Origin of the sequence: Paraburkholderia phymatum STM815, from assembly GCF_000020045.1 — a bacterium.
Classification (GTDB): Bacteria; Pseudomonadota; Gammaproteobacteria; order Burkholderiales; family Burkholderiaceae; genus Paraburkholderia; species Paraburkholderia phymatum.
In genome coordinates this window covers 657,343-683,899 of sequence record NC_010622.1, presented here as the reverse complement: position 1 = coordinate 683,899, position 26,557 = coordinate 657,343, and the positions used below count along the sequence as shown (strand labels likewise).

At 62.0% G+C, this 26,557-nt stretch carries 26 protein-coding genes and 1 tRNA gene; 12 read left to right on the top strand and 15 right to left on the bottom strand.

The window, feature by feature from the left end; translation table 11 throughout:
- Position 1: 1 nt before the first annotated feature.
- The 3 genes from BPHY_RS03035 to BPHY_RS03025 form a co-directional block, all read right to left on the bottom strand.
- Entirely contained in the window at positions 2-838 is an 837-nt protein-coding gene (locus tag BPHY_RS03035; RefSeq protein WP_012400017.1) for an undecaprenyl-diphosphate phosphatase, read from the bottom strand.
- A 73-nt stretch (positions 839-911) separates the two neighbouring features.
- Positions 912-1,505: a DUF1439 domain-containing protein gene (locus BPHY_RS03030; protein WP_012400016.1), complete on the bottom strand. Its 594-nt coding sequence runs from the start codon at positions 1,503-1,505 to the stop codon at positions 912-914.
- Between the two features lie 89 nt (positions 1,506-1,594).
- A complete protein-coding gene (locus tag BPHY_RS03025; RefSeq protein WP_012400015.1) occupies positions 1,595-1,891 on the bottom strand; it encodes a YkgJ family cysteine cluster protein in 297 nt (98 codons plus the stop codon).
- Positions 1,892-2,148: 257 nt separating this feature from the next.
- On the opposite strand from BPHY_RS03025, the gene hemN reads away from it, so the two are divergent.
- Positions 2,149-3,561, top strand: coding sequence for an oxygen-independent coproporphyrinogen III oxidase (gene hemN / locus BPHY_RS03020; RefSeq protein ID WP_012400014.1), 1,413 nt, complete (start codon positions 2,149-2,151; stop codon positions 3,559-3,561).
- A 104-nt stretch (positions 3,562-3,665) separates the two neighbouring features.
- Positions 3,666-3,750, top strand: a tRNA-Leu gene (locus BPHY_RS03015).
- 540 nt (positions 3,751-4,290) lie between these two features.
- Here the strand turns inward: BPHY_RS03015 and BPHY_RS03010 are convergent.
- Positions 4,291-5,691 carry an amino acid permease gene (locus tag BPHY_RS03010; RefSeq protein WP_012400013.1) on the bottom strand — a complete coding sequence of 467 codons (1,401 nt, stop codon included), beginning with the start codon at positions 5,689-5,691 and terminating at the stop codon, positions 4,291-4,293.
- Between the two features lie 308 nt (positions 5,692-5,999).
- On the opposite strand from BPHY_RS03010, the gene BPHY_RS03005 reads away from it, so the two are divergent.
- The 3 genes from BPHY_RS03005 (at position 6,000) to BPHY_RS02995 (ending at position 8,300) form a co-directional block, all read left to right on the top strand.
- The gene (locus BPHY_RS03005) at positions 6,000-6,929 is read left to right on the top strand and encodes an alpha/beta fold hydrolase (protein ID WP_012400012.1); all 930 of its coding nucleotides are present in this window, start codon (positions 6,000-6,002) and stop codon (positions 6,927-6,929) included.
- A gap of 312 nt (positions 6,930-7,241) precedes the next feature.
- Positions 7,242-7,946, top strand: a complete 705-nt coding sequence (locus BPHY_RS03000; protein ID WP_012400011.1) for a pseudouridine synthase — start codon at positions 7,242-7,244, stop codon at positions 7,944-7,946.
- 165 nt (positions 7,947-8,111) lie between these two features.
- The gene (locus BPHY_RS02995) at positions 8,112-8,300 is read left to right on the top strand and encodes a hypothetical protein (RefSeq protein WP_012400010.1); all 189 of its coding nucleotides are present in this window, start codon (positions 8,112-8,114) and stop codon (positions 8,298-8,300) included.
- A 20-nt stretch (positions 8,301-8,320) separates the two neighbouring features.
- Here the strand turns inward: BPHY_RS02995 and BPHY_RS02990 are convergent, their stop codons facing one another.
- Entirely contained in the window at positions 8,321-9,373 is a 1,053-nt protein-coding gene (locus BPHY_RS02990) for an NAD-dependent epimerase/dehydratase family protein (RefSeq protein WP_052306096.1), read from the bottom strand.
- A gap of 73 nt (positions 9,374-9,446) precedes the next feature.
- Between BPHY_RS02990 and BPHY_RS02985 the strand changes: the two genes are divergently transcribed.
- From BPHY_RS02985 to BPHY_RS02975, 3 genes are all read left to right on the top strand, one after another.
- Positions 9,447-10,478 (top strand): CDP-6-deoxy-delta-3,4-glucoseen reductase, encoded by a 1,032-nt coding sequence (locus tag BPHY_RS02985; protein ID WP_012400008.1) that lies wholly within the window; start codon positions 9,447-9,449, stop codon positions 10,476-10,478.
- A gap of 330 nt (positions 10,479-10,808) precedes the next feature.
- The gene (locus tag BPHY_RS02980; protein WP_012400006.1) at positions 10,809-11,993 is read left to right on the top strand and encodes an acetylornithine transaminase; all 1,185 of its coding nucleotides are present in this window, start codon (positions 10,809-10,811) and stop codon (positions 11,991-11,993) included.
- The gene (locus tag BPHY_RS02975; protein WP_012400005.1) at positions 11,990-12,451 is read left to right on the top strand and encodes a GNAT family acetyltransferase; all 462 of its coding nucleotides are present in this window, start codon (positions 11,990-11,992) and stop codon (positions 12,449-12,451) included. The genes BPHY_RS02980 and BPHY_RS02975 overlap by 4 nt, the downstream gene beginning before the upstream one ends.
- 162 nt (positions 12,452-12,613) lie before the next feature.
- On the opposite strand, the gene BPHY_RS02970 is transcribed toward BPHY_RS02975, so the two are convergent.
- From BPHY_RS02970 to BPHY_RS02940, 7 genes are all read right to left on the bottom strand, one after another.
- Complete coding sequence (locus BPHY_RS02970) at positions 12,614-13,330, bottom strand: ABC transporter ATP-binding protein (RefSeq protein ID WP_012400004.1); 717 nt, start codon at positions 13,328-13,330, stop codon at positions 12,614-12,616.
- Positions 13,330-14,106 (bottom strand): ABC transporter ATP-binding protein, encoded by a 777-nt coding sequence (locus BPHY_RS02965; RefSeq protein ID WP_012400003.1) that lies wholly within the window; start codon positions 14,104-14,106, stop codon positions 13,330-13,332. Before BPHY_RS02965 ends, BPHY_RS02970 begins: the two co-directional genes overlap by 1 nt.
- Positions 14,107-14,128: 22 nt before the next feature.
- Positions 14,129-15,298 (bottom strand): branched-chain amino acid ABC transporter permease, encoded by a 1,170-nt coding sequence (locus tag BPHY_RS02960; RefSeq protein ID WP_012400002.1) that lies wholly within the window; start codon positions 15,296-15,298, stop codon positions 14,129-14,131.
- A 27-nt stretch (positions 15,299-15,325) separates the two neighbouring features.
- A complete protein-coding gene (locus tag BPHY_RS02955) occupies positions 15,326-16,276 on the bottom strand; it encodes a branched-chain amino acid ABC transporter permease (protein ID WP_012400001.1) in 951 nt (316 codons plus the stop codon).
- Between the two features lie 227 nt (positions 16,277-16,503).
- Positions 16,504-17,703 carry a branched-chain amino acid ABC transporter substrate-binding protein gene (locus BPHY_RS02950; protein ID WP_012400000.1) on the bottom strand — a complete coding sequence of 400 codons (1,200 nt, stop codon included), beginning with the start codon at positions 17,701-17,703 and terminating at the stop codon, positions 16,504-16,506.
- A gap of 538 nt (positions 17,704-18,241) precedes the next feature.
- Positions 18,242-19,201 (bottom strand): 4-hydroxy-3-methylbut-2-enyl diphosphate reductase, encoded by a 960-nt coding sequence (gene ispH / locus BPHY_RS02945; RefSeq protein ID WP_012399999.1) that lies wholly within the window; start codon positions 19,199-19,201, stop codon positions 18,242-18,244.
- Positions 19,202-19,203: 2 nt separating this feature from the next.
- Positions 19,204-19,659, bottom strand: coding sequence for an FKBP-type peptidyl-prolyl cis-trans isomerase (locus BPHY_RS02940; protein ID WP_012399998.1), 456 nt, complete (start codon positions 19,657-19,659; stop codon positions 19,204-19,206).
- 189 nt (positions 19,660-19,848) lie between these two features.
- On the opposite strand from BPHY_RS02940, the gene radC reads away from it, so the two are divergent.
- The 4 genes from radC to nadB all read left to right on the top strand — a co-directional run bounded on the left by radC (position 19,849) and on the right by nadB (position 23,090).
- Positions 19,849-20,577 (top strand): RadC family protein, encoded by a 729-nt coding sequence (gene radC, locus BPHY_RS02935; RefSeq protein WP_012399997.1) that lies wholly within the window; start codon positions 19,849-19,851, stop codon positions 20,575-20,577.
- 258 nt (positions 20,578-20,835) lie between these two features.
- The gene (rpmB, locus tag BPHY_RS02930; RefSeq protein WP_004186391.1) at positions 20,836-21,069 is read left to right on the top strand and encodes a 50S ribosomal protein L28; all 234 of its coding nucleotides are present in this window, start codon (positions 20,836-20,838) and stop codon (positions 21,067-21,069) included.
- A 10-nt stretch (positions 21,070-21,079) separates the two neighbouring features.
- Positions 21,080-21,247, top strand: coding sequence for a 50S ribosomal protein L33 (rpmG, locus tag BPHY_RS02925; RefSeq protein ID WP_004185395.1), 168 nt, complete (start codon positions 21,080-21,082; stop codon positions 21,245-21,247).
- A gap of 244 nt (positions 21,248-21,491) precedes the next feature.
- Positions 21,492-23,090 (top strand): L-aspartate oxidase, encoded by a 1,599-nt coding sequence (gene nadB / locus BPHY_RS02920; protein WP_012399996.1) that lies wholly within the window; start codon positions 21,492-21,494, stop codon positions 23,088-23,090.
- A gap of 80 nt (positions 23,091-23,170) precedes the next feature.
- Here the strand turns inward: nadB and nadC are convergent, their stop codons facing one another.
- The 3 genes from nadC to BPHY_RS02905 form a co-directional block, all read right to left on the bottom strand.
- Positions 23,171-24,073, bottom strand: a complete 903-nt coding sequence (nadC, locus tag BPHY_RS02915; RefSeq protein ID WP_012399995.1) for a carboxylating nicotinate-nucleotide diphosphorylase — start codon at positions 24,071-24,073, stop codon at positions 23,171-23,173.
- Positions 24,073-25,203, bottom strand: a complete 1,131-nt coding sequence (nadA, locus tag BPHY_RS02910; protein WP_012399994.1) for a quinolinate synthase NadA — start codon at positions 25,201-25,203, stop codon at positions 24,073-24,075. Before nadA ends, nadC begins: the two co-directional genes overlap by 1 nt.
- Positions 25,204-25,334: 131 nt before the next feature.
- Positions 25,335-26,531: a DesA family fatty acid desaturase gene (locus tag BPHY_RS02905; RefSeq protein WP_041763680.1), complete on the bottom strand. Its 1,197-nt coding sequence runs from the start codon at positions 26,529-26,531 to the stop codon at positions 25,335-25,337.
- Between the last annotated feature and the right edge of the window lie 26 nt (positions 26,532-26,557).

Sequence of the window (26,557 nt, the reverse complement as noted above, 5' to 3'; positions counted from 1 at the left end):
GTCACTCTGCCCAGCTCAAGCCGCCGCTATAGCCGATCAGCAGAATCAGCAAGCCGAAGCCGATCCGATACCACGCGAACGCGCTGAAATCGTGCGCAGCGATGTAGCGCAGCAGCCAGCGCACGCAGGCGAACGCGCTGACGAACGCCGCCAGAAACCCGATCGAAAAGAGCCCGAGCGCGTCCGACGACAGTTCGTGCCAGCCTTTGTGCAACTCGTAGACGGTCGCGCCGAAGATGATGGGGATCGCGAGGAAGAAGGAGAACTCGGTCGCAACGCGCCGGTCCAGTCCGAACAGCATACCGCCGATAATCGTCGAACCGGATCGCGACATCCCCGGAATCAGCGCGAAGCATTGCGCGAGTCCGACTTTGAGCGCGTCGAGCGGACTCAGGTCGTCGATCGAATGAACGCGCGCCCGTACCTCGGGCCGATTGCGTTGCCATGCCTCGACCCAGAGGATCAGCACACCGCCCACCACCAGCGCAAACGCAACGGGCACGGGCGCAAACAGCACTGCCTTGATCGATTTCTCGAGCAGCAGACCCAGCACGATGGCCGGAATCGTCGCGATGATCACGTTGAGCGTGAAGCGCCGCGACTCGATGCGCGTCGCGAGTCCCGCCACGACGTCGATGATCCGCTGCCGGTATTCCCAGCACACGGCGAAAATCGCGCCGAGCTGGATCACAACGTCGAATGTCTTTTCCTGCGGGACATCGAAATCCAACAGACTGCCGGCCACGATCAGGTGACCCGTGCTCGACACCGGCAAAAATTCGGTCAAGCCTTCCACGACGCCGAGAATGAGCGCCTTCAACGTGATGATCCAGTCCATCCGTGGCCTTTTCGCTTGGAGTTGATGGGCGATGCGTCAGCAATGCTGGCGCGGCCGCCCGGCCCCGCATGCGTCACTTTTCGACGATCTGCACGCGTATGCCGTTTGTAAGGACCGTGATTGTACCGGGTTCGTAATTCACGCCGGCAAATTGCAGCTGCTCGGGCTTGAACGTGTAGACGGGGTAGTTGGTCAGCAGTTGGGTCGCGAGCACGGCGGCGGCCGCGTTGATCTGCTGAGTGTAGGCTTGCGCGTTACCGTCGACGCTGACGTTGTCCACATTCGGCGCGCGCAGCACGACAGAACGGCTTGGTGCATCGTATTCGAGCTGGCTCGACAGCGTGAAGACACCGTTCACCGGCTGCTGCAGGAACGGACTGGCGAGCCGCGCATCGAGCCGCACGGAGACGCGGTTCGTATCGGGCAACAAGCCGACGACGGGATTGGCCAGCGCGACATCGAACACCTGCGACACGGTGCGCTGATACGGAAACTTGCGCTGGACTGCCTCCTGAACCTGCTTTTGCGAAAACGTGTAGTGATCCGGAATAAATGGAAACGTCGACGTTGCGCACGCGACGAGCGGCGCAGTGATACCCGCCGTCACACAGGCGGACAGCGCGGAAATCAGAAAGCGACGCCGTGCGGGCGTGGCGGGTGGGGTCATGCAGATTCTCCTGTAACGCGGCGGCCGCCGCGCCGGTATTGCTTTCGCTGGGTTGTCTTTCGTCTATCGGGCCAGGCGGGCGCCGGCGATCACGGCCGTGTCTCCGCTTCGAGACGTGTGAGCCAGATCAGCGCATCGTCGCGCGAGTCGCCGCACATGACCGTCTGCGGCTGTAGACCCGAACAACAGGCCGGACGTTCCGGCAGACCGAAAATCGCACAGCGCAGATCGTCGCCGAGCTGCACGCAGCGCACGCCTGCGGGCTTGCCGTGCGGCATTCCGGGAATCGGGCTCGAAATCGACGGCGCTATGCAGCACGCACCGCAATTCGGGCGGCACGCATGATCCGCCGTAGTGGACGGCGGTTGAGACGGATGTAGGGACACGGCACGCTTCCTGAGACACGAACAGACACGCATGCGATACGGCAGGCAATTCTTCGAAACCTTGACGCCGATCAACCAACATTGTGCCATCTGCGGCGTTGCGACCTTTTTACCCAATATCTCGCGTGCGCGCGCCTTTACACTCGTTCGAGCTCAACCCACGCTCGCACGGCGCCTTTCGAGTTCAGCCGGGCATCCGAACGGGCTGCATCCGAAGCGGCTTGCGCGCCGTCGGGCGAGCGTCTGGAGACAATCCGATGAACACCGTTCCTTCCGTCCCATCCTTCCCTTCCGCAGATTCGCTTTTCCGCCCGGATCTGCTCGCGAAGTACAGCGCGAACGGTCCGCGCTATACGTCGTACCCGACGGCGCTCCAGTTCCGCGACGACTTCTCGCCCGAACACTACCGTCGCGCCGCCGCCGACAAAGGCGCATCCGAGACCGATCTCTCGCTGTACTTCCACATTCCGTTTTGCGACACCGTCTGCTTCTATTGCGGCTGCAACAAGGTCGTGACGAGGAATCGCTCGCGCTCGGCGCCGTATCTGCAACGACTCAAGCGGGAAATCGCGCTGCAGGCCGAATGCTTCGATACAGCCCGTCCCGTGTCGCAGTTGCATTGGGGCGGTGGCACACCGACTTTTCTGTCGCACGACGAAATGACGGAACTGATGGCCACGACCCGCGAGCACTTTCTGCTGCGCAGCGACGCCGAAGGCGAATTCTCGATCGAAGTCGATCCTCGCGAGGCACCGCCGAAAACCATCGTCCATCTGCGCAATCTTGGCTTCAACCGCTTGAGCCTTGGCGTGCAGGATTTCGATCCCGTGGTGCAGCGCGCGATCAACCGCATCCAGCCGCTCGAAATGACGGCGGGCGTGATGCGTGCCGCGCGCGCAACCGGCTTTCATTCGATCGGCGTCGATCTGATCTATGGTCTGCCTTATCAGACGGTGAGCAGCTTCAGCAAGACGCTCGACACGATGCTCGAACTCGCGCCCGACCGCCTTTCCGTGTTCGGCTACGCACATATGCCGCAACTCTTCAAGATGCAGCGGCAAATGGACGCGTCTACGCTGCCCTCGCCCGCCGAACGGCTCGCGATTCTTCAACTGGTCGTCGAGCGGCTGACGGACGCGGGCTACGTGTACATCGGCATGGATCACTTCGCGCTGCCGACCGACGAGCTGGCACGCGCGCAGGCGCAGCGCACCCTGCATCGCAATTTCCAGGGCTACAGCACGCGCGCGGAGTGCGATCTGATCGGCTTCGGCGCGTCGTCGATCGGCAAAGTCGGCGACGTGTATGCGCAGAACGCGAAAGACCTCGCAGGCTATGCGGCCGCCATCGACGAAGGCGAACTGGCAATCACGCGCGGCGTTCGCCTGTCCACCGACGACCGGCTGCGGCGAGACATCATCACGCAACTGATGTGCAACCTGGAGTTGCGCTTCGACGAATTCGAGGCCGTGTACGGCATCCGCTTTCAGGACACGTTCGCACCCGAACTGGAGCGGCTGCGAGCATTCGAGGACGACGGGCTCGTAAAAATCGGCACAAGGCAGCTCGACGTCCTCGTGGCCGGGCGGATGCTCGTGCGTAATATCGCAATGGTCTTCGACCGTTATGTGGGGCAGCAGTCGATTCAGCGCTTTTCCCGGACGGTGTAGCAGGGAACGGGGCAAGGGCATTGGCTTGCCCGCGAGCGGGTTTTCGGCCATAATCTCCGTCTTCGCCCGGCGTGAAACCGGAGCGGAGTCAGTCCGCAAGACATGCCCAGGTGGTGAAACAGGTAGACGCAGGGGACTCAAAATCCCCCGCCGCAAGGCGTGCCGGTTCGAGTCCGGCCCTGGGCACCAAACATCTTCGAACGGATTTCACCGGTTCGCCATGCAACCCCGCCAGATGACGCTGAGCGGGGTTTTTGTTTGGCTATCGTCGCCAATGGTAGGGCGGCTCTCCACATTCTCAAGTGGTTTGGTAAAAGAAAGTCAAATCGCGATCCTCGCCAAAACGTAGAAGCGGATATGTGTTGCGCATGACTGGCGCATGCGCGACTCGTCACCGCTCTCGCAGCATGGATTCGTCCCCGCTGTACCCGAGCGCGAGCTTGCGCACCGGCTCGCCAGAGCACGCTCGCCGGAACGCTTCCTCGACCTCAAGAACCGATAGGCGAAGCCGCCATCGTCCGGCACGATGTTCGACTTTGCGCGGGCCGGAATGCGGCGCTCCGAGCATTCCTCCACTAGACCTCCGGCAGGTGCCGTTCGCGTCGACGAACCAACGATGCAATTCGGGGCATTCGGCGGCTGCGCGCTGGTGCCGAAAAAAACAAAAGCCGGATCGCCTCACGGCTGATCCGGCTCGACTGCATCAAACGCTTCAACTCTGCACGAACCTTAACGCCCGCCCGTCGCACCCGCCAACTGATGTGCCGTGGCGCGCCGCCGCTTCACCACGTACCCGATCCACATGACGAAGAGCCACACGGGCACCAGCAGCACCGACACGTTGAGTCCCGGCGTCAGCGCGAGAATCACGAGAATCAGCGCCATGAACGCCAGACAAACCCAGTTGCCGAGCGGGAACCACAGCGACTTGAAGACGAGCGTGTCGCCCTGCGCGAGCATCGCGCGACGCGACTTCAGATGCGTCAGGCTGATCAGCGACCAGTTCAGCACCAGCGCCGCGACGACGAGCGCCATCAGCACGTCGAGCGCCTTCGCGGGCATCAGGTAATTGATGATCACACAAGCAAACGTCGCGACCGCCGACAAACCGATCGCCATATAGGGCACGCCCCGGCGATCCACCTCCAGCAGCGCGCGCGGCGCATTGCCCTGCTCGGCGAGACCGTACAGCATGCGGCTATTCGCATAGACACCGCTGTTGTACACGGACAGCGCCGCCGTCAGCACGACGACGTTCAGCACATTCGCCGTCAACCCAGCGCCGATCTGCGAAAAAATCATCACGAACGGGCTGCCGCCTTCCGCAACCTGATTCCACGGATACAGCGACAGCAGCACGATCAGCGAGCAGATGTAGAAAATCAGAATCCGGTAGATCACCTGGTTCACGGCCTTCGGAATGCTCTTCTGCGGATCGTCGGCTTCGGCAGCCGTGATACCGATCAGCTCCAGCCCGCCAAACGAGAACATGATCACGGCGAGCATCATGAAAAGACCGTGGACGCCATGCGGAAAGAAGCCGCCCTGGCTCCACAGATTGGAGATGGATGCCTGCGGACCGCCGTGGCCGCTCAGCAGCAGGTAGCCGCCGAACACGATCATGCCCATCACAGCCACGACCTTGACGATCGCGAACCAGAACTCTGTCTCGCCGTACGCCTTCACATTTGCGAGGTTGATGGCGTTGATCACGACGAAGCACACGAGCGCCGATAGCCACGCCGGCACGCCGGGCCACCAGAAGTGCACATAAGTGCCGACAGCCGTCAGTTCGGCCATGCTCACGAGCACGTACAGCACCCAGTAGTTCCAGCCCGACAGAAAGCCCGGAAAATCGCCCCAATACTTGTACGCGAAGTGGCTGAACGAGCCCGCGACAGGCTCCTGTGCAACCATTTCGCCGAGTTGCCGCATGATCAGAAACGCGATGAAGCCGCCGATCGCGTAGCCCAGAATCATCGACGGTCCCGCCGACTTCAATACCCCCGCCGATCCCAGGAAGAGGCCCGTGCCGATCGCGCCGCCCAGCGCGATCAGCTGAATATGGCGGTTCTTCAGCCCACGCTTCAGGCCGTCATGCTGCTGTCCGTTGTTTCCTGCGTTACTCAAGATGTCTCACCCCACTGCACTCAACTGAAGATGCGCCGCGCCAATCGCCAATCGCCAATAGAACCCGCGCGGAAAAACCATAAATTGTACGCTTCGGCGCGAAACTCACCCGCGGTGCTCACCTGGACGCGTCTCAGGCAAATGTCCCGGCCGCATCACGAGACACTTACGTCGAAGCCCGCGCAACGGATTTCCGCGCGCCCGCCAAATCCTCGTGCAACGTGTCCGAAAACTGCGTGGAATTGCGGTTGTCACCCTGACTTGCGTTCGGTATGTTCGCAGAATCCCGTCCAGCCGATGGAGTCGCCATGTCGCTGAAACATCTGCTCTATGCCGTCCTCCTTGGCGCCTGCGTCGCCACAACCGGCGTCCTGGCGCAGACGGGTCAGCCCGCGGCGCAGCCCGAGCCATCGGCAGCGCCTGCGGCCGACACACCGCCAGCTGCGCCCGCATCCTCCGCCGCCGAACCCGCGCCGCCACCCGCCGCTGCGCCGGCTCCCGCGCCTCGCTCCGCTGCTACTTCCGCGCCGCCGGGCGGTCCCGTGCAGAACATCGTGCTCGTGCACGGCGCGTTCGTGGACGGATCGAGCTGGAACGGCGTGATCGCCCGCTTGCAGAAGAAGGGTTATCGCGTCGCGTCGGTGCAGATTCCGCTGACATCGCTCGCCGACGACATTGCCGCCACGCGGCGCGTGCTCGCCCGGCTATCCGGTCCGACGGTGCTGGTCGGGCATTCGTGGGGCGGCTTCGTGATCACGGAGGCAGGATCGGGCGCGGACGCGTCGAAGGTCGTCGGCCTCGTCTACGTGGCGGCGATCGCGCCGGACATTGGCGAATCGTCGGTCGACATCCTCAAGCGCGGCCCGCAGATGCCCGCCGGCTCAGGGATGACGAAAGACAGCTCCGGCTTTATCTGGTTCGATCCCGCCAGATATCACAGCGACATTGCCGCCGACGTCCCCGAGAACCTGACGCGCGTGCTCGTCGCCGCACAGCAGCCCATCGCAGCCAAATCGTTCGAAGAGCACGCAACGCAAGCCGCTTGGCGTTACAAGCCGTCGTGGTACATCGTGACGACCCGCGATCGCGCCGTCTCGCCGGAAATCCAGCGCTGGATGGCGCACCGGATTGGCGCGACCATCGTCGAAACGCCGTCGAGCCATCTGATGCCCGTCGCCCATGCCGGCGCGACGGCGGACGCCATCGACCGCGCGGCGAAGGAATTCGGCAAGGAGTAACTGCCGCGCGGCTCGAACGGATTCGCGATCAAGACGGCATCGCGCCGCCGTCCGGAATTCGCGCGAGCCGTGTCGCCGGCGACGTCACGATGATCCGCGCCTGCTGCAGGCAAGCACGCCGGACGAAATCCTCACGAAGCCAGCCGACGATCACGTTGCGTGTTTCATCGCGCGACGTTCCGGCGCGCACTGAGCCTGGGCGGACAGGTCCGCGCGGCAGGTAAAATGCAGGCGATGAAGGCGTTCTTCGGGTTATCGAAGAACGCCTTCGACGTTTTGATGCCGCGTGCTTGCGGCTTGCCTTCCGTTCCCATGAATCTCGAAAGCGTTCTCTTCTCTCAAGGCTTCGGTTCGCGCCGCCAGTGCCGCGCGATGATCGCGGACGGCCGCGTGTCGATCGGCGGCGCGACGCTCGACGATCCCGATATCGATGTCGACGCGAAAGCGCTGGTGTTCGAAGTCGACGGCACTGTCTGGCCGTATCACGAGCGCGCCTACGTCCTGCTCAACAAGCCTGCCGGCTATGAATGCTCGCGCGATCCGCAGCATCATCTGAGCGTCTTCAACCTGCTGCCCGCGCAGTTCGCGACGCGCGGCATCCAGTGCGTGGGCCGGCTCGATCAGGACACCACGGGCCTGCTGCTGCTGTCCGACGACGGTCAGTTCGTCCACGCGTACACGTCGCCGAAGCGCAAGGTGCCGAAGCGCTACCTCGCGACGACCCGCCATCCGCTAGACGACGCGCAACTCGCCGCGCTGCGCGAAGGCGTGCTGCTACACGGCGAAGCGAAACGGATTGCCGCCGTCGCCGCTCACGCGCGCAGCGCTCACGAACTCGAACTAACCGTGCTGGAAGGCAAATACCATCAGGTGAAGCGCATGGTCGCGGCGGCGGGCAATCGCGTCGAAGCGCTGCACCGCGAACGGATCGGCGGGCTCGCGCTGCCAGCCGAACTCGCCGAGGGCGCGTGGCAATGGCTGGATGAAGCCGGCCTGGGCGCACTGCGGAGCGGGTAAACGACGAGCGTGCCGCCCCGCCCGTAGCAAGTCTTTGAGACTACGTCGGATTTCGAACCCCAGCGCGCCAAGACCCTGTTGGAACGCTGCGACGCAGCATGCTTGCCTCGAACGCCCGTCCTATACTCGTATTAACAAAGATTACAAAGCAGGTAAGGAGGCGCCATGTTCACCTACGGCAACCTGGCGATGTCATACGGCATGATTGCGTTCATCGGTCTCGCGCTCCTGCTGATAGGCGGTGTCCTGGCCATCATGCATCTTCGGCACCGATATGAGCCGAACCTGATCGCCGCATTGATCGGCGCGTTCTGTTGCTTCCTGCTACTGGAAGCGCTACCTGCTCTTACCTGATCATCTGACTGTGCTTTCCGTCACGGCTTGCCCGCGCCAGATAGCGTTTCCGGCCGGGCGGTCGCTGTGCGCAGAAAGTCGTCGACGTGCGGATAGCGCAACTGCATCTGCAGTTCGCGCTTCAGGCGCGTGTTGATCAGGCGCCGCGATTCGCGCATGAACGACAGCATCATCTCCCCGAGTTGCTGTTCAGCTTCGTCGCGCGAGATGCGCGGTGCGCGTTCGACGCCGAACGCATCGGCTACGCGATCGAAGTATTCGCCCATTTTCAGCGTCGTGTCGTCGCTGGCGTGGAGCACGCGCGACGGCCGGCCATGCGTCGCCATGCGCAGCAGGATCGCGGCGAGGTCGTCGGCATGGATGTGGTTCGTGTAGACGTCGTCTTCGTCGATGAGCGCGGGCGTGCGCTTCTCCAGCCGCGCAAGGGGTAGCCGGTTACTCGCATAGATGCCCGGAATGCGCGCGATGCTCGCGGTGAGCACGCGCCGCGCCGCAGCCCGCCGCAATTGCCTTTCGGCCGACACGCGACGTTTCGCGCGCTCGTTGGCAGGCGCGACGGGGCGCGTTTCATCGAGCCACGCTCCGTTGCAATCGCCGTACACGCCTGTGGTGCTCGCATACACGACGCGCAAACGCTTGTCCCCGTCATGGCCGGCCCGCAGAGACGGGTTACCTCCGTCGGGTACAATACCGGATGTTTTGCGAGCACGAATGCCGTGCTGCGCGCGTCTGAGACGCCCCGCTGCAACATGACGGGCATGACGGATGCGAGACGCCGTCAAGGTGGCGATCAGCGAACGCGTGCGCGTGTCCGCATCACCGCTTTTTTGCGGAGGCGCGAGGTGCAGCACAGTCGGTGCGAGACGGGCAATGCGCGAGAGACTCGCGCGCACGTCGAGATCGCCGACGATCGGCGTCACGCCCGCCGCGCGCAGTTCGTCGCGGCGTTCGGCGTGGCTCGTAAGCGCAAAAAGACGCGCGCGTCCTTGTAGTTGCCGCACACAGCGCATGCCGACATCGCCGCAACCGACGATCAGAACCCGCGGCCTGCGCAAATTTCGTGTCGCTTTCATCGTGGACGCATTGTAGCCGCGATCCACGACACGCACTGGTTACCGACTCCCTGTATTCGAAGATCGAACGCATATGGCATTTAACGTAACGCTCCGGCAAAGCGGCCGGCAGTTTCAGGTGGAACCCGACGAACCCGTGCTGACGGCCGCCCTTCGCCAGGGCATCGGCCTGCCGTACGGCTGCAAGAACGGCGCATGCGGCTCGTGCAAGGGCACGGTCGTCAGCGGCGAAGTCGAGCAGCGCGCGCATTCGTCGTCGGCGCTGTCGAACGACGAAAAGACGCGCGGCATGGCGCTGCTGTGCTGCGCGACCGCGTGCACCGACCTCGAGATCGAAATCCGCGAAGTGACGGGCATCGGCGACGTGCAGATCAAGAAGCTGCCATGCCGCGTAAATGCGATCGAGCGCATGGCCGACGACGTCGTCGTGCTCAAGCTGCAGCTGCCCGCGAACGAGCGTCTCCAATACATGGCGGGCCAGTATCTCGAGTTCATCCTGAAGGACGGCAAGCGCCGCAGCTATTCAATGGCGAATGCGCCGCACACGGAAGGCCCGATCGAACTGCACATCCGCCACATGGCGGGCGGCGCGTTCACGGACCACGTGTTCAACACGATGAAGGAGCGCGACATCCTGCGCTTCGAGGCGCCCCTCGGCACCTTCTTCCTGCGCGAGGAATCGGACAAGCCCATCGTGCTGCTCGCATCGGGCACGGGCTTCGCGCCGCTGAAGGCGATCGTCGAGCATGCCGTGTTCAAGAACATCACCCGTCCGATGACGCTCTATTGGGGAGCGCGCCGCAAGAAGGACTTGTACATGATGGAGCTCGCCGAGCAATGGGCGCGCGAAATCCCCAATTTCAAGTTCGTGCCCGTGCTGTCCGAGCCCGACGCAGACGACGCATGGACGGGCCGCACGGGCTTCGTTCATCGGGCCGTCATCGAGGATCTGCCAGACTTGTCGGCGTATCAGGTGTACGCGTGCGGCGCGCCCGTGATGGTCGAGTCGGCGCAGCGCGATTTCACGCAGCATCATCGCCTGCCGGAAGACGAGTTTTATGCGGATTCGTTCACGAGCGCAGCCGATCTCGCGAACCCCGTCTGATCGTTGCGCGTTCATCGGCACGCGGAGAATGCCAAACCGGGCGGCGAGCTGGAAGTCATGCAAATTGCAGGTTTACACGGGCGCAGGCATTGTCGTATTCTTTCGCGCATGAACCGCATCCTGTCCGAACTTCGACGTCGCCGCTCGCCGCTCCCATAGGGGCGCCGCTGGCTTCGTCACGGATTCGCGCGAACCACGCGCACGCAGTTCGAATCATGAAAGCCACGGCATGCCGTGGCTTTTTGTATTTCTGGCGTTCTCTTTCTTTCCGTTGCTGGGCCATGTTGTCCGTGGCGGTTTTTTATCCCTGTTTGCCTGGAGCCTGTAGCCATGAACTTCAATGAGTATCCGATCGATTCGCTGATGTACATCACGAACCGGCCCGAAATCGTTTTCACGCACGGCAAGGGCTCGTGGCTCTACGACAACACCGGCAAACGATATCTGGATTTCATTCAGGGCTGGGCCGTGAACAGCCTCGGCCACTGCAACGACGGCGTGATTGAAGCGCTGACGCAGCAGGCGCGCACACTGATCAACCCGTCGCCTGCGTTCTATAACGAGCCGATGGCGAAGCTCGCCGGCCTGCTCACGCAGCATAGCTGCTTCGACAAAGTATTCTTCACGAACAGCGGCGCCGAAGCGAACGAAGGAGCGATCAAGCTTGCGCGCAAATACGGCAAGAAGTTCAAGAACGGCGCATACGAAATCATTACCTTCGATCACAGCTTCCACGGCCGCACGCTCGCGACGATGTCGGCAAGCGGCAAGCCGGGCTGGGACACGATCTACGCGCCGCAAGTGCCGGGCTTCCCGAAGGCGGAACTGAACGACATCGCGTCCGTCGAGAAGCTGATCAACGACAAGACAATCGCCGTGATGCTCGAGCCGATCCAGGGCGAAGGCGGTGTGATTCCTGCAACGCGCGAATTCATGCAGCAGCTGCGCGAACTGACGACGAAGCACAACCTGCTGCTGATCGTCGACGAAGTGCAAAGCGGCTGCGGACGAGCGGGGACGCTGTTTGCGTACGAACTGTCGGGCATCGAGCCGGACGTGATGACGCTGGCGAAGGGCATCGGAAGCGGCGTGCCGCTTGGCGCGCTGCTGTGCAAGAAGCATGTCGAAGTGTTCGAAGCAGGCGACCAGGGCGGCACGTACAACGGCAATCCGCTGATGACAGCGGCCGGCTATTCAGTGATCTCGCAGCTGACGGCGCCCGGCTTTCTCGAAGGCGTGCGGGCGCGCGGCGAGTACCTGCGCACAAAGCTGCTCGAGCTGTCCGCAGAGCGCGGCTTCGAGGGGGAGCGTGGCGAAGGTCTGCTGCGTGCGTTGCTGCTCGGCAAGGACATCGGCAACCAGATCGTCGAGAAGGCGCGTTTGATGCAACCGGACGGTCTGCTGCTCAATGCTGCGCGTCCGAACCTGCTGCGCTTCATGCCTGCGCTAAATGTGTCGACGGAGGAGATCGATCAGATGATGTCGATGCTGCGCTCGATTCTGGACACGCTGTGATCGACGGGACTTCGGTTTCGATTCGCGTGTTCGGCGCGGCCGATACCGATGCCGTGATTGCGTTGTGGCTCGAAGCGTTTCCCGAATATGGGGACGCTAGCAGGCCGCAGCGCAATCCGCGTCTTTCCATTGCCAACAAGCTCACGACGCAGCCTGAGCTTTTCTTTGTCGCCGCGCGGGATGAGCGCATCGTTGGAACGGTGATGGCTGGTTACGATGGGCATCGGGGCTGGATGTATTCGCTGGCCGTCGATGCTGCTTGCCGGCGTCATGGTATTGGGACGCAGCTCGTTCGGCACGCCGAGCGCGCGCTCGCGGCGCGCGGATGTCCGAAGGTCAATCTTCAGGTGCTCCGCGCGAAAGCCGATGTGCGCGGGTTTTATGAGGCGCTTGGGTATCGGGTGGATGAGGTTGTGAGTCTTGGGAAGCGGCTGGATTCTTTATGCGGCGCTGGATGAGGATTTGACGCGGTTGCTGTTGCGGATGCCAGCAGCAGCAACCGCAACAGCGACAACACCCAAAACCCAAAACCCAAAACAAAAAAGGCCACATGCTCGACACATGCAGCCTTCGCTCGCAGGCGAGAGCGGCGTAAAAATCAGCCGCCCCGCAAGCGCAGATTACTCACCGAGGTATGCAGCCCGCACCTTCGGATCATCGAGCATCTGCTTGGCGTCGCCGGACATCGTGACCGTGCCCGAATCCATCACGTACCCACGGTCAGCGGCCTGCAGCGCCAGCCGGGCATTTTGCTCAACGAGCATCACCGTGATGCCTTCCTTCGAGATCTCACGCACCACTTCGAAGATCTTCTCAACCATGATCGGCGACAGACCCATCGACGGCTCGTCCAGCAGCAACAGCTTAGGCTTCGAGATGACGGCACGCGCCATCGCCAGCATCTGCTGTTCGCCGCCGGACAGCGTGCCCGCCAGCTGCGTCGCGCGTTCCTTCAGGCGCGGGAAGAAGCCGAACATCCGCTCGACGTCCTTCTTGATGCCTTCCGTATCGCTGCGCAGATAAGCACCCATCTGCATGTTCTCGACGATCGACATGCGCGCGAAGATGCCACGCCCTTCCGGCACCATCGCCAGACCGCGCTTGAGCAATTCATGCGGCGGCACGCCCTTGATCGACTGGCCCATGTACTCGATATCGCCAGCCGAGTATGGCTTGAGACCCGTGATCGCTTTCATCGTCGTGGTCTTGCCCGCGCCGTTCGCGCCGATCAGCGTCACCAGTTCGCCCTGCGCGATCTCGAGGTCGACGCCCTTGACGGCCTGAATGCCGCCATAGTTGACCTGCAGGCCCTTGATTTTCAACATTGCCGTAGCCATCAGTGAACCCCCGCGCCCAGATATGCCTCGATCACCTTCGGGTCCTTCTGCACGTCATGCGGCAGACCTTCGGCGATCACCTTGCCATAGTCGAGCACTGTCATCCGGTTGCACAGGCCCATCACCAGTTTCACATCGTGCTCGATCAGCAGGATCGTCTTGCCATCCGCACGGATCTTGTCGAGCAGCTTCGTCAGTTCCACCTTCTCCGTCGCGTTCATGCCTGCAGCCGGTTCGTCGAGTGCGAGCAACTTCGGATCGGTCGCCAGTGCACGCGCGATCTCGAGACGCCGCTGGTGACCGTACGACAGGTTGCGCGACGTGTAGTCCGCGTACTGCAGCACGCCGACGTATTCGAGCAGTTCGAGCGCGCGCTCCTTGATCTCGCGCTCTTCCTGACGCTCAGCCGGCGTCTGGAATACGGCGCCCAGCAAACCATGCTTCGTACGAACGTGGCGGCCGACCATCACGTTTTCCAGCGCGGTCATGCCGCCGAACAGGCGGATGTTCTGGAACGTACGCGCAATGCCCGCCTTCGCCACCTGATACACCGCCGTCGGCGTGTAGTTCGTGCCGTCGAGCTTGAATTCGCCCGAGTCCGGCGTGTACAGACCGGTGATCACGTTGAAGAACGTCGTCTTGCCGGCGCCGTTCGGGCCGATCAGACCGTAGATCGTGCCTTCCTCGATCTGAAGGCCGACATCCGACAATGCCTGCAAACCGCCGAAGCGCTTGTTCACGCCCTTTACGGACAAACGGATTTTCTTGTCGCTCATGTTTGTTTCTCCTGTCGGCCGTTCAAGCACGCACCGGCTTCTTGCCGTTGCGCTTCGCAAGCTTCGCGATCTTGTCTTCGTGCTTCGGTGACGGCCACAGGCCTTCCGAGCGGTACAGCATGATCAGCACCATCGCGAGTGCGTACACGAGCTGACGGATCACTTCCGTATCGACGATTTCATGACCGAAGATCATGTGCTGCAGCGGACCCATCGTCGAGCGCAGGAATTCCGGCAGCACGGCGAGCAGCACCGCGCCGAGAATCACGCCCGGGATGTGGCCCATGCCGCCCAGCACCACGCAAGCCAGCACGACGATCGATTCCGGCAGCGTGAACGATTCCGGCGAAACGAAGCCCTGGAACGCGCCGAACATCGCGCCCGACAGGCCGCCGAACGATGCGCCCATCGCGAACGCCAGCAGCTTCACGTCGCGCGTATTGATGCCCATCGCCTTCGCGGCGATTTCGTCTTCGCGGATCGCAGCCCACGCGCGGCCGATGCGCGAGTGCTGCAGACGCGTACACACCCAGATTACGAAGAGCGCGCACAGCACGAACACGTAGTAGTACGAGTACACCGACGGGAACGTCAGGCCGAACAGCGAGTGCGTCTGCGCAAGGCTGAAGTCGCCGACGTGGATCGGATCGATACCCGTGATGCCCTTCGGGCCGTTCGTGATGTTCACCGGACGGTCGAGGTTGTTCAGGAAGATCCGGACGATCTCCCCGAAGCCCAACGTCACGATTGCGAGGTAGTCGCCGCGCAGACGCAGCGTCGGTGCGCCAAGAATCACGCCGCAGATCGCCGCAATCGCCATCGCGCACGGGATGATGATGAGGAACGGCACATGCAGGCCGGCCGGCGCCAAATGCGCGATCCATTCGAACTGCGACGACAAGTGCGGCGAGCTAAGCAACGCTGCCGTGTAGGCGCCCACTGCGTAGAACGCGATGTAGCCCAGGTCCAGCAGGCCGGCGAAGCCGACCACCACGTTCAGACCGAGCGCGAGCATCACGTACAGCATCGCGAAGTCGAGCACGCGGACCCAGTAGTTGCCGCCCGCTGCACCGATGATCATCGGTGCAGCGATCACGAACACGGCGGTGATGATGCCCACCGTCAGCGTCTTCGTGAGGTTGCGTTCGGGGATGAGCGTCGTGGACGGCTCGATCGGTTGAATTGAGGTCATTGTATTTGCTCCTTTCCCAAGCGCACGTTAAGCGCGATCCGCGACACGTTCGCCAAGCAGGCCCGACGGACGGAACACCAGCACGATGATCAGCACGATGAACGCGAACACGTCCTGGTAGTTACTGCCGAAAACGCCACCCGTGAGATTGCCGATGTAACCGGCGCCCAGCTGTTCGATCAGACCGAGAATCACGCCGCCGACCATCGCGCCGCCGAGATTGCCGATACCGCCCAGCACCGCCGCCGTGAACGCCTTCAGGCCGGGGATGAAGCCCATGTAGAAGTGCGCGTTGCCATATTCCGACGCGATCATCACGCCCGCCAGCGCTGCGAGCGCCGAGCCGATCATGAAGGTCGCCGAGATCACGAAGTTCGGGTTCACGCCCATCAGGGAAGCTACACCCGGGTTTTCGGCGATCGCGCGCATCGCGCGGCCGAGCTTCGTCTTGTGCACGAGGAGCAGCAGGCCCGCCATCACGAGGAACGCGACGACGATGATCACGATTTCAGTCATCGAGATCACGGCGCCCGGCGTGGTGTCGGTGGCCTTGATCACGTTGAGGGGATCGGTCGGCAGCAGCTGCGGGAACGGCAGCGGGTTGCGTGACCAGATCATCATTGCGAGGGTCTGCAGCAGGATCGACACGCCGATTGCGGTGATCAGCGGGGCGAGGCGCGGCGCCTTGCGCAATGGCCGGTACGCCACCCGCTCGATCGTATAGCCCACCACCGCGCAGACGATGGCCGCTATGACCAGCGCGATGCACAGCGTCGGCACATTGCCGAGACCGGGAAAGTGGTTCTGCAACACACCGATGGCCGAGAGCGCGACCATCGCGCCCACCATCAGCACGTCGCCGTGCGCGAAGTTGATGATGCCGAGAATGCCGTACACCATCGTGTAGCCCAGTGCGATGATGGCGTAGACACTGCCAAGCACCAGTCCGTTGATCACCTGCTGGATGAAAATATCCATTTAATGCTCCTTAGCCCGTGCGACTGGATTCGCGCTCTTCATCTGCCGGTTGGCGCTGATGCTTTACGGAATCGCAACGGCACTGCGGGTACTGATATAAAAGACCGGTAAGGGTTATCTTCGCCGAGCGCTCGTGGCCGCTGGGTTGCAGCGGCCCGCGCGCTCGACGCGGATGCAAAAACGGCACCGTCGGATGGTCCGGTGCCGTCAGGCTGTACGTCCCGCCATTACATCTTCACGACGTCGAGGACCGCTTTCTTGCCGTCCTTGAAGTCGTAAAGCGTAATGGCGCCTTCTTTCAGGTCGCCCTTGTCGTCGAATGCGATGTGGCCGATCACACCTGTGTAATCGGTCGAAGGCATCGCAGCGAGCACCTTGGGCGGCTCGATAGAATTGGCGCGCTTCATTGCATCGACGATCACGTACACAGCGTCATACGTGAACGGCGCGTAAATCTGCACCGGCGTGTGGAAGCGTGCGTCGTACTTCTTCTCGAAGTCCGCTCCCCTTTCCATCTTCGAAAGCGCAAGGCCCGCTTCCGAACACACGAGGTTCTGGACGGCACTGCCCGCCAGTTCCCCTACCTTGTCGGTGCACACGCCGTCGCCGCCAAGGATTTTTGCCCTGATTCCGAGCGCCGCTGCCTGTTTCGCAAACGGCCCGCCCGTTGCATCCATGCCGCCGAACATGATGGCGTCCGGCTGGGCACTTTTAATCTTTGTGAGGATGGCCCGGAAATCCGTGGCCCGGTCATTGGTCGCCTCGCGCGCCACGATCTTGGCGCCGCCCGCTTCCGCCGTCTTCGCGAACTCGTCAGCGAGACCCTTGCCATAGGCAGTCGCGTCGTCGACGACCGCGATCCGTTTCGCGCCGAGTGCTTTCGTCGCGTAATTCGCCAATGCCGGACCCTGCTGCGCATCGGTCGCGACGACCCGGTAGGTCGTCTTGAAGCCTTGTCGCGTGTACGCCGGATTCGTCGAGGACGGGGAGATCTGCACAATGCCCGCGTCGCTATATATCTTCGAAGCTGGAATCGATACGCCCGAATTCAGGTGCCCGACTACAGCCACTACATGATCGTCCACCAGTTTCTGCGCGACCTGCGTGCCCGTTTTCGGATCGCCCGCGTCGTCCTGTGCGTCGAGTTCCAACTGGATCTTGCGACCGTCGATGGTTAATCCCTGCGCGTTGATCTCTTCAATAGCGAGACGCGCCCCGTTTTCATTGTCCTTACCCAGATGTGCGATGCCGCCCGTTAATGGGGCCGCATGACCGATCTTCACGATCGTCACTTCGCTTGCGGGCGCCGCCGACGCTGCGACCGCAGCCGACGCGCTCTTGTCCGCTTCGCCATCGTTCTTTTTGCCGCACGCGGTCAGCGCAACCGCGGCCGCGATAGACACGGCACAAGCAAACTTGACTCGCATTAAATAGGTCTCCTGCGCCTTGCAAAATCTGGCGTTTCAAGGCGCTCTAGCCCTGAGAACGCGCGCATTGTAACTCCAATTCTGCGACGGGCAATATTGTTGAATGCGCAGGGTTTTCCTGCATTGCAACCGCCTCCCGAGGCCCTTAGCGCGTGTTGATTGCAACCAGGTTGCGCCAGTTTTCCGTGCATCAGTTGCACCATCGATGACTATCCGCAACACCACTTGTTGCAGCGATGTCCCGGGCGGCCCGATGCTACGGACTTCGAGGTCCTTTCTTGTCCCAATAATGCGTCGCGCCGCGAATGCACCAGTTTTGTGCGCCCAAATAGCCTATGGCGGAATCGTCGTACGAAAAACAGGGCGCGATCACCCGTTCGAGGCAAAATTAAGCCGCGAAAATCAAAAAGAATGTTCGCCCTGACACCGTCACTTTATAATTTTTATGTGATGTGGCACCTTTTTCTGGCGATTTTTGGTGTGTCGGGGCAATAAAAAAACGCGCCGGCGGCGCGTTTTTTTTGATAGGGACAGGAGGTCAGGCCGGCAAACCCAACCCGCGGGGCAAGGGAAACGCGATGTTTTCCTCGATCCCTTCGAGCGCGCGCACGTTGCGCACGCCGAGTTCGCGCAGACGGCCGATAACGGCCTGAGCCAGCGCCTCGGGCGCCGATGCACCCGCCGTCACGCCGATGCGTCGCTTGTCGGCGACCCATGCGGGGTCGATCTGGTCTGGCGAGTCCACCATATACGAAGGCACACCCAGCTTTTCGGCCAGTTCGCGCAGGCGGTTGGAATTGGAACTGTTCGGGCTGCCGACGACAATCACCACGTCGCACTGCGGCGCCATGAACTTGACGGCGTCCTGGCGGTTTTGCGTGGCGTAGCAGATGTCCTGTTTCTTCGGCTCCTTGATGTTCGGATATTTTACCTTCAGCGCCCCGATGATCTGCGCGGCGTCGTCGACGGATAGCGTGGTTTGCGTCACGTATGCGATGCGGTCCGGATCTGCAAGCTGCAACGCCTGCACGTCGTCGATATCTTCGACGAGATACATGCCCTCGGCCGTCTGCCCCATCGTGCCTTCCACTTCAGGGTGACCCTTGTGGCCGATCATCACGATGTCAAAGCCGTCCGCGCGCATCTTCGCGACTTCGATATGCACCTTGGTGACGAGCGGGCACGTCGCGTCGTACACGCGCAGGCCGCGCTCGTCAGCTTCGGCGCGCACGGCCTTCGACACGCCATGCGCACTGAAAATCACCGTGCTGCCCGACGGCACTTCTTCCAGTTGCTCGATAAAGATCGCGCCCTTCTTGCGCAGGTCTTCGACGACATACGCGTTATGAACGATTTCGTGACGTACGTAGATCGGCGAACCGTACAGCTTGATGGCCCGTTCGACGATCTCGATCGCCCGATCGACGCCGGCGCAAAATCCGCGCGGCTGCGCAAGCAGGATTTCAGCTTCGGCGAGAGTCGTGTCCGTGATGCTCATGTTTACAGGATCCCGATGATTTTTACTTCGAACGTCAGCGCCTGGCCGGCGAGCGGATGGTTGAAATCGAAGAGAGCCGAGGTTTCGCCAACCTCCTTCAGCACGCCGGCATAGCGTCCGCCGCCCGGCGCGTTGAATTCGACGAGATCGCCGGGAGAAAAATCCTCGCCGATCATGCTGTTTTCGCGCAGCGTCGCGAGCGACACGCGCTGGATCAGTTCCGCATTGCGCGGACCAAATGCCTGCCCCGGCTCTAGCTGAAAGGTCGAGTGGTGCCCTACCTTCAGGCCCAGCAGAATGTCTTCCAGCGGCGGCGCCAATTGGCCCGCGCCCAGCAGAAGCGTGGCGGGCTTGTCGTTGAAGGTGCTGACGATCTCGGCGCCATCGGCAAGCGAAAGCCGGTAGTGAAGCGTGACGTGCGAACCGGGTTTCACTTCAGAGATGTCGATGATGCTCATGCGGTACTCGTTCGGTCGTGGCGCACGGCGCATGGACGCGGCGGCGCGGGTCGCGCGCAGGACGGGCCCGTGCGAAGCCGGGGTTGACGTGCGCAAAGGCTCTATTGTAAGCCACATAGCCGGAGCCGGCTGGAACCTTGCTGCGCGGCGCGCCGTCGCCACTCCATCTGGATTTCGAAGGACGTTGCCATGAACGACACGATAGTCATCCCTCTCACCGACGCGGAAAGATCTCCGATACGCCGCGCCACGCCCGCGTGGCCGACGCGCGACATGCCGCGTGAGCGGCTGCTCGACGCCGGCCCCGCGGCCCTTTCCGACACCGAACTGGTCGCGCTCGTGCTCGGCTCGGGGCTGCCAGGACACAATGTGTTCGACGTCGCACGCTCGCTGTTGCAGCGCTCCGGCTCGCTGCGCGCGATGCTCGACGGAACGCCCGAGGATTTCGACGGCGTGCGCGGCGTTGGCCCGGCCAAGCGCGCGCAATTGCTCGCGATCATGGAAATGGCGCGCCGCGCGCTTGCGGAAAAGATGCGCGAGCGTCCGCTCATCGATTCACCCGAAGCGGTCGAAGACTACCTGCGGCTGCTGATCGGCTCGCGTCCGTATGAGGTGTTCATCTGTCTGTTCCTGGACACGCGGCACCGCCTGATACGCTCGGAGGAAAACTCGCGCGGCTCGCTGACCCGGATGGCCGTCTATCCACGCGAGATTGTGCGGCGCGCGCTGTCCGTCAACGCAGCGAGCCTGATTGTGGCGCACAATCACCCGTCGGGCGCCGTAAAACCGAGCGCCAGCGACCGCCAGCTGACGCACGTCCTGCGCGACACGCTCGCGCTGATCGACGTGCAGCTGATCGATCATCTGGTGATCGGCGCCCACGATACGTTCTCGTTCGCCCGCGCCGGCTGGCCTTGAGGCGCGGCCACGACTGCCGGGAGCGCGCTCCACGCGTAGCTGGCCACGTTGACTGCCGTTCCGTCGTCGCAAATAAGGTTTGATTTTTCGGCTCTTTTTCTGCTAATATTTCGGTTTGCCTCTTTCCAACCCCTGTTCCGAAGCCACAAGGCCTTCTCGGAAAGCACGCGATTCAAGTCGGCTACGGCTCGGTCCTTATGTTTTCCCGGGAAACTTCACGGCGTTCGAACTCAGAATTAGCGTATTAGGAGTGCTCTCATGGCACGCGTATGCCAAGTAACTGGGAAAGCGCCGATGAGCGGCAACAACGTTTCCCACGCGAACAACAAGACCAAGCGTCGTTTTCTCCCGAATCTGCAAAACCGCCGTTTCTGGGTTGAAAGCGAAAACCGTTGGGTGCGTCTGCGCGTTTCGAACGCCGGCCTGCGCCTGATCGACAAGAACGGTATCGACTCCGTGCTCGCAGACCTGCGCGCACGTGGCGAAGCCTAAGGAGTAAATCATGGCCAAGGGCGCACGCGACAAGATCAAGCTGGAATCGACCGCAGGTACGGGTCACTTCTATACGACCACGAAGAACAAGCGCAACATGCCGGAAAAGATGGAGATCATGAAGTTCGATCCCGTCGCTCGCAAGCATGTGGCGTACAAGGAAACGAAGATCAAGTAATCTCGTTTTCAGCCGGTTGACGACAAAAAGCCCCGCTTGTGCGGGGCTTTTTGGTTTTGCGCACCCCCGCTCCGCTTCGCCCCGTCGCGATCGCCTCTTCCCCATTCTTTCCGCGCGCATAACACATTACGCCGTTCGGCCAGCTTTTCCTCGCAGGCTGCAACGCGTATGCTGTTCGGTTTCCCAATCAAAAGGCTGCAGCGGCGTTCGCCGCACCAGCCGCGTATTACGACGGAGAGAGGAGATGAATTTCGACGTAGCGATTGTCGGCAGCGGGCTGGCTGGTTTGAGCGTCGCGCTGAATCTCGCCCCGACGCGGCGCGTCGCCGTGATCGCCAAACGATCGCTGACCGACGGCGCCAGCGACTGGGCACAAGGCGGCATTGCGGCCGTGCTCGACTCGGCGGATAGCGTCGAGAATCACGTCGCGGACACGCTGGTCGCCGGCGGCGGACTGTGCGATGAAGCCGCCACGCGCTTCATCGTCGAACATGGCCGCGAGGCGATCCAGTGGCTGATCGACCAGGGCGTGCCGTTCACGAAAGACGATGCCGCCGAACTCGGCTTCCATCTGACGCGCGAAGGCGGCCATAGCCATCGGCGCATCATTCACGCGGCGGACGCGACCGGCCACGCCGTCGTCGCAACGCTCACCGAGCGCGTGCGGCAGCATCCGAACATCACGCTGCTCGAAGAGCACTACGCAATCGACCTGATCACCTCCGACCGCCTCGGCCTGCCAGGCCGCCGCTGTCATGGGCTGTACGCACTCGACCTGGCAAGTGGGCGCACCGTCACGATCGAGGCCCCACACACCGTTCTGGCGACGGGCGGCGCAGGCAAGGTCTATCTCTATACGACCAACCCCGACACCGCGACGGGCGACGGCATCGCGATGGCGTGGCGGGCCGGCTGCCGGGTGTCGAACATGGAGTTCATCCAGTTTCACCCCACCTGTCTGTTCCACCCTTACGCCAAGTCCTTTCTCATCTCGGAAGCAGTAAGAGGCGAAGGTGGCGTTCTGAAGCTGCCTGACGGCACGCGCTTCATGCCCGCGCACGATGAACGCGCAGAGCTGGCGCCGCGCGATATCGTCGCGCGGGCGATCGACTTCGAAATCAAAAAGCGCGGTATCGATTGCGTCTATCTCGACATCAGCCATCAATCCCCTGAGTTCCTGCGAGAGCATTTTCCGACTATTCTTGCGCGCTGCCTCGAGTTCGGTATCGACATCACGAAAGAGCCGATCCCCGTCGTACCGGCCGCGCACTATACCTGCGGCGGCGTCGTAACGGATCTTGCTGGGCGGACCGATCTGGCCGGGCTTTACGCCGTAGGCGAAACCTCGTGCACGGGCCTGCATGGCGCGAACCGCCTTGCGAGCAACTCGCTGCTGGAGTGCCTTGTGATCGGCCGTTCGGCAGCGCAGGCGATCGAAGAGGAAGGTTTCGGCGCAGCGGTGCACGCGCCGCTACCCGACTGGGACGAGAGTCGCGTGTCCGACCCTGACGAGGAAGTAGTTGTCGCGCACAATTGGGACGAACTGCGTCGCCTGATGTGGAATTACGTCGGCATCGTACGCACGGACAAGCGGCTTGCACGCGCGAAGCATAGGCTCGCGCTGCTGCGCGACGAAATCCACGAGTATTACGCAAACTTCAAGGTGAGTCGCGATCTGCTTGAGCTTCGCAATCTCGTCGATGTTGCGTCGCTGATCGTCGACGGCGCGCGTTCGCGACGCGAGAGCCGCGGCCTGCACTACAGTCGCGACTGGCCCAACGCGTTGCCGAAGGCGCTGCCGTCTGTGCTTTCGCCGGAGCGTGTACCGAACCGGAACGTGTAGCCGGTTCGCGCTGCATATGAAAAAGGCCATGGACAGTGCGACTGTCGATGGCCTTTTCCTTGAACCGCTACACAATTCGATCAGACGATGCGCATCGAAAAATCGGTCGCGCGCACGTCTTTGGTCAGCGAGCCAACCGACACACGATCGACGCCCGTCTCGGCGATCAGCCGGATCGTGTCGAGGTTCACGCCGCCGGACACTTCGAGTACCGCGCGCCCTGCCGTGATCCGCACCGCGTCGCGCATCATGTCGAACGAGAAGTTGTCGAGCAGAACCGACTGCGCACCGTGCGCAAGCGCCGACTCAAGCTGTCCAAGCGTTTCGACCTCGATCTGGATCGACACGCCCGCGTTCAGCGCGATCGCAGCCTGCATCGCCGCGCCGACGCCGCCTGCCGCCGCGATGTGGTTCTCCTTGATCAGGATGCCGTCGTAGAGTGCGAGGCGCTGGTTCGCACCGCCGCCAACGCGCACCGCGTACTTTTGCGCGAGTCGCAGGCCGGGGAGCGTCTTGCGCGTATCGAGTACGCGCGCGCGGGTGTGTGCGATCGCGTCGGCGAACTTGCGCGTCGCACTCGCGACGCCCGACAGCATCTGCAAGAAGTTGAGCCCGTTACGCTCGGCCGTCAACAGCGCGCGCGCCGGACCACGCAGCGTACACACCACCGAGTCGGCCGTCATACGATCGCCTTCGCGATAACGCCATTGCGCCTCAATGCGCGGATCCACTCGACGCATCACTTCGTTGAACCACGGTACGCCACACAGCACCGCCTCTTCGCGCACGATGATGCGTGCATCGCGCATCTCATCGGCGGGAACGAGAAGGCCCGTAAGATCACCGCTACCCACGTCTTCCGCAAGCGCATCGGCCACGTTGCGCGCGATCGCCGCCGCGAACGCTTCGCCGTACTGTTCCTGAATTTCCGCGAAAAGCGGCGACACGGCGTCCTTGAACTCCAGCGGTTCGTTCACGCCCATCAAGCCGCTCCAACGTTCGAGAACAACGCGGTGTCGTGCGCGAGATCGCCGCTCGCCTGCACGCGCTTCTTGTGACGCGCTGCGAAATCGAGCATGCGATCGATCGGCAGTCGTGCGCGCTCGCCGATTGCCGCATCGACGAAGATTTCGTTGTGCCCACGCTCTAGTACTTCCGCGAGATTACGCAGCCCGTTCATCGCCATCCACGGACAGTGCGCGCAACTCTTGCACGTCGCGCTATTGCCCGCCGTGGGCGCTTCAATGAACGTCTTGCCGGGAGCCGCGATACGCATTTTGTGCAGGATACCGAGATCGGTCGCGACAATGAAGTGCGTCGCACTGCTGTTCTTCGCCGCGTCGATCAGCTGGGTCGTCGAACCGACCACATCGGCCTGCGCAACCACGCTTTCCGGCGACTCCGGATGCACGAGCACTTTGGCGTCCGGATATTCGGCGCGCAGCAGATCAAGCTCGACGCCCTTGAATTCGTCGTGGACAAGACACGAGCCTTGCCACAGCAGCATGTCGGCGCCCGTCTTTTTCTGGATATAGCCGCCGAGATGACGGTCTGGTGCCCAGATAATCTTTTCACCGCGCGCATGAAGATCGGCGACGATTTCGAGCCCGATCGACGACGTCACCATCCAGTCGGCGCGCGCCTTCACAGCCGCGCTCGTATTCGCGTAGACGACGACGATGCGGTCCGGATGAGCGTCGCAGAATGCAGAAAACTCGTCGACGGGACAGCCGAGATCAAGCGAACAGGTCGCGTCGAGATCAGGCATCAGAATGCGCTTGTTCGGACTAAGAATTTTCGCCGTCTCACCCATGAATCGCACCCCGGCGACCACCAGCGTCTGGGCGTCGTGATCCCGCCCGAAGCGTGCCATTTCAAGCGAATCGGCCACACAGCCGCCCGTCTCGTCGGCCAGTTCCTGCAACTCAGCGTCGACGTAGTAATGCGCAACGAGCACTGCTTTTTCGCGCTTAAGCAAGCCGCGAATGCGCTCCTTCAACGCGAGCCGTTCGTGCGTTGAAGGTGAATCGGGCACTTTCGCCCAAGCCTGGCCGATGCTGCAGGCCGTGCCTTGCGGACGGTCGTACTCGACGCTCCTGATCGCCTGATTCATGATCCCCTCTGCCCTGCTGATTCCGCCGCCCAGAGCCGATACCGCGACCGGATTCCGACGGCCCAAAAAGCAAAACCCCGCCAACGCGGGGTTTTGTGACGTAACGAAAGTTTAATAGATTTCGTCGCGGATCAGGCGTAACGGCGCAGACGCATCGCAAATTCCTGGAGGGCCTTGATCCCGCTTTCTTCGGCGCGATGACACCAATCTTGCAACTGTATCAACAGTTGTTCGCGCGATGCATTCGAACGCTCCCACATTGCCGCGAGTTCGTTGCGCAATTCGATATAAGTGCGCAACTTCTGGCTGCTCGCGAAGATCTGCGGCAGCTGACGGCGCTGCGGTTCGTCGAGCCCGGCTTCTTCCTTGTGAAACCACGTGCGTGCGCCCCGCATCAGCTGATATTTCTCGCGAGCACCCACTTCCTTCAGATGCGCGAGTTCCTGACGGTACGCGCGCTTGATGGCCTTAGCGTAACGCGCCATTACTTCATAACGGTTTGCAAGCACCGCCTGCAGCGTGTCTTGGTCGAGCACCATTTTCCCGCTGGTCAGACGCGGTGTCGGCGCGATCTTCTTCACCGTCGCGAGACGGAATGCCGACATGATGCGGATGTACATCCAGCCGATATCGAACTCGTACCACTTGTTCGACAGCTTCGCCGACGTCGCATACGTGTGGTGATTGTTGTGCAGTTCCTCACCGCCGATGATGATGCCCCACGGGAACAGATTCGTGCTCGCATCCGACGAGTTGAAATTGCGATAACCCCAGAAGTGTCCGAGACCGTTGACGACGCCAGCCGCCCAGAATGGAATCCAGATCATCTGCACGGCCCACACGGTCAAACCGACGATACCGAACAGCGCGACGTCGATGACCATCATCAGGCTCACGCCCAGAATCGGGTACTTCGTATAAACGTTGCGCTCGAGCCAGTCATTCGGCGTGCCGTGGCTGAACTTGCGCATCGTCTCTTCGTTCTTCGCTTCGGCGCGATAAAGCTCGGCGCCTTCGAGCAGCACCTTCCAGATGCCGCGCGTCTGAGGGCTGTGCGGATCTTCTTCAGTCTCGCACTTCGCGTGATGCTTGCGGTGAATCGCGGCCCACTGGCCCGTCAACATGCCCGTGCTCATCCAAAGCCAGAAACGGAAGAAGTGGCTTGCGACAGGATGCAGATCCAGCGCGCGGTGCGCCTGGCAACGGTGCAGATAGACAGTGACGCCGATGATGGTCACGTGCGTGACGGCGAGCGTCCACAACACGATTTGCCACCACGAAAATCGCAAGGCGCCGTGGGCAAGGAAATCAAGCAGGGAATTCAACAAGGCCATTTACCTACGAACGGAAAGAC

Bases quoted from the DNA above. Each gene is read 5' to 3' on its own strand.
- BPHY_RS03035 (WP_012400017.1), bottom strand. From the start codon at position 838: ATGGACTGGATCATCACGTTGAAGGCGCTCATTCTCGGCGTCGTGGAA.
- BPHY_RS03030 (WP_012400016.1), bottom strand. From the start codon at position 1,505: ATGACCCCACCCGCCACGCCCGCACGGCGTCGCTTTCTGATTTCCGCG.
- hemN (WP_012400014.1), top strand. From the start codon at position 2,149: ATGAACACCGTTCCTTCCGTCCCATCCTTCCCTTCCGCAGATTCGCTT.
- BPHY_RS03005 (WP_012400012.1), top strand. From the start codon at position 6,000: ATGTCGCTGAAACATCTGCTCTATGCCGTCCTCCTTGGCGCCTGCGTC.
- BPHY_RS03000 (WP_012400011.1), top strand. From the start codon at position 7,242: ATGAATCTCGAAAGCGTTCTCTTCTCTCAAGGCTTCGGTTCGCGCCGC.
- BPHY_RS02995 (WP_012400010.1), top strand. From the start codon at position 8,112: ATGTTCACCTACGGCAACCTGGCGATGTCATACGGCATGATTGCGTTC.
- BPHY_RS02990 (WP_052306096.1), bottom strand. From the start codon at position 9,373: ATGAAAGCGACACGAAATTTGCGCAGGCCGCGGGTTCTGATCGTCGGT.
- BPHY_RS02985 (WP_012400008.1), top strand. From the start codon at position 9,447: ATGGCATTTAACGTAACGCTCCGGCAAAGCGGCCGGCAGTTTCAGGTG.
- BPHY_RS02980 (WP_012400006.1), top strand. From the start codon at position 10,809: ATGAACTTCAATGAGTATCCGATCGATTCGCTGATGTACATCACGAAC.
- BPHY_RS02970 (WP_012400004.1), bottom strand. From the start codon at position 13,330: ATGGCTACGGCAATGTTGAAAATCAAGGGCCTGCAGGTCAACTATGGC.
- BPHY_RS02965 (WP_012400003.1), bottom strand. From the start codon at position 14,106: ATGAGCGACAAGAAAATCCGTTTGTCCGTAAAGGGCGTGAACAAGCGC.
- BPHY_RS02960 (WP_012400002.1), bottom strand. From the start codon at position 15,298: ATGACCTCAATTCAACCGATCGAGCCGTCCACGACGCTCATCCCCGAA.
- BPHY_RS02955 (WP_012400001.1), bottom strand. From the start codon at position 16,276: ATGGATATTTTCATCCAGCAGGTGATCAACGGACTGGTGCTTGGCAGT.
- BPHY_RS02950 (WP_012400000.1), bottom strand. From the start codon at position 17,703: ATGCGAGTCAAGTTTGCTTGTGCCGTGTCTATCGCGGCCGCGGTTGCG.
- ispH (WP_012399999.1), bottom strand. From the start codon at position 19,201: ATGAGCATCACGGACACGACTCTCGCCGAAGCTGAAATCCTGCTTGCG.
- BPHY_RS02940 (WP_012399998.1), bottom strand. From the start codon at position 19,659: ATGAGCATCATCGACATCTCTGAAGTGAAACCCGGTTCGCACGTCACG.
- radC (WP_012399997.1), top strand. From the start codon at position 19,849: ATGAACGACACGATAGTCATCCCTCTCACCGACGCGGAAAGATCTCCG.
- rpmB (WP_004186391.1), top strand. From the start codon at position 20,836: ATGGCACGCGTATGCCAAGTAACTGGGAAAGCGCCGATGAGCGGCAAC.
- rpmG (WP_004185395.1), top strand. From the start codon at position 21,080: ATGGCCAAGGGCGCACGCGACAAGATCAAGCTGGAATCGACCGCAGGT.
- nadB (WP_012399996.1), top strand. From the start codon at position 21,492: ATGAATTTCGACGTAGCGATTGTCGGCAGCGGGCTGGCTGGTTTGAGC.
- nadC (WP_012399995.1), bottom strand. From the start codon at position 24,073: ATGGGCGTGAACGAACCGCTGGAGTTCAAGGACGCCGTGTCGCCGCTT.
- nadA (WP_012399994.1), bottom strand. From the start codon at position 25,203: ATGAATCAGGCGATCAGGAGCGTCGAGTACGACCGTCCGCAAGGCACG.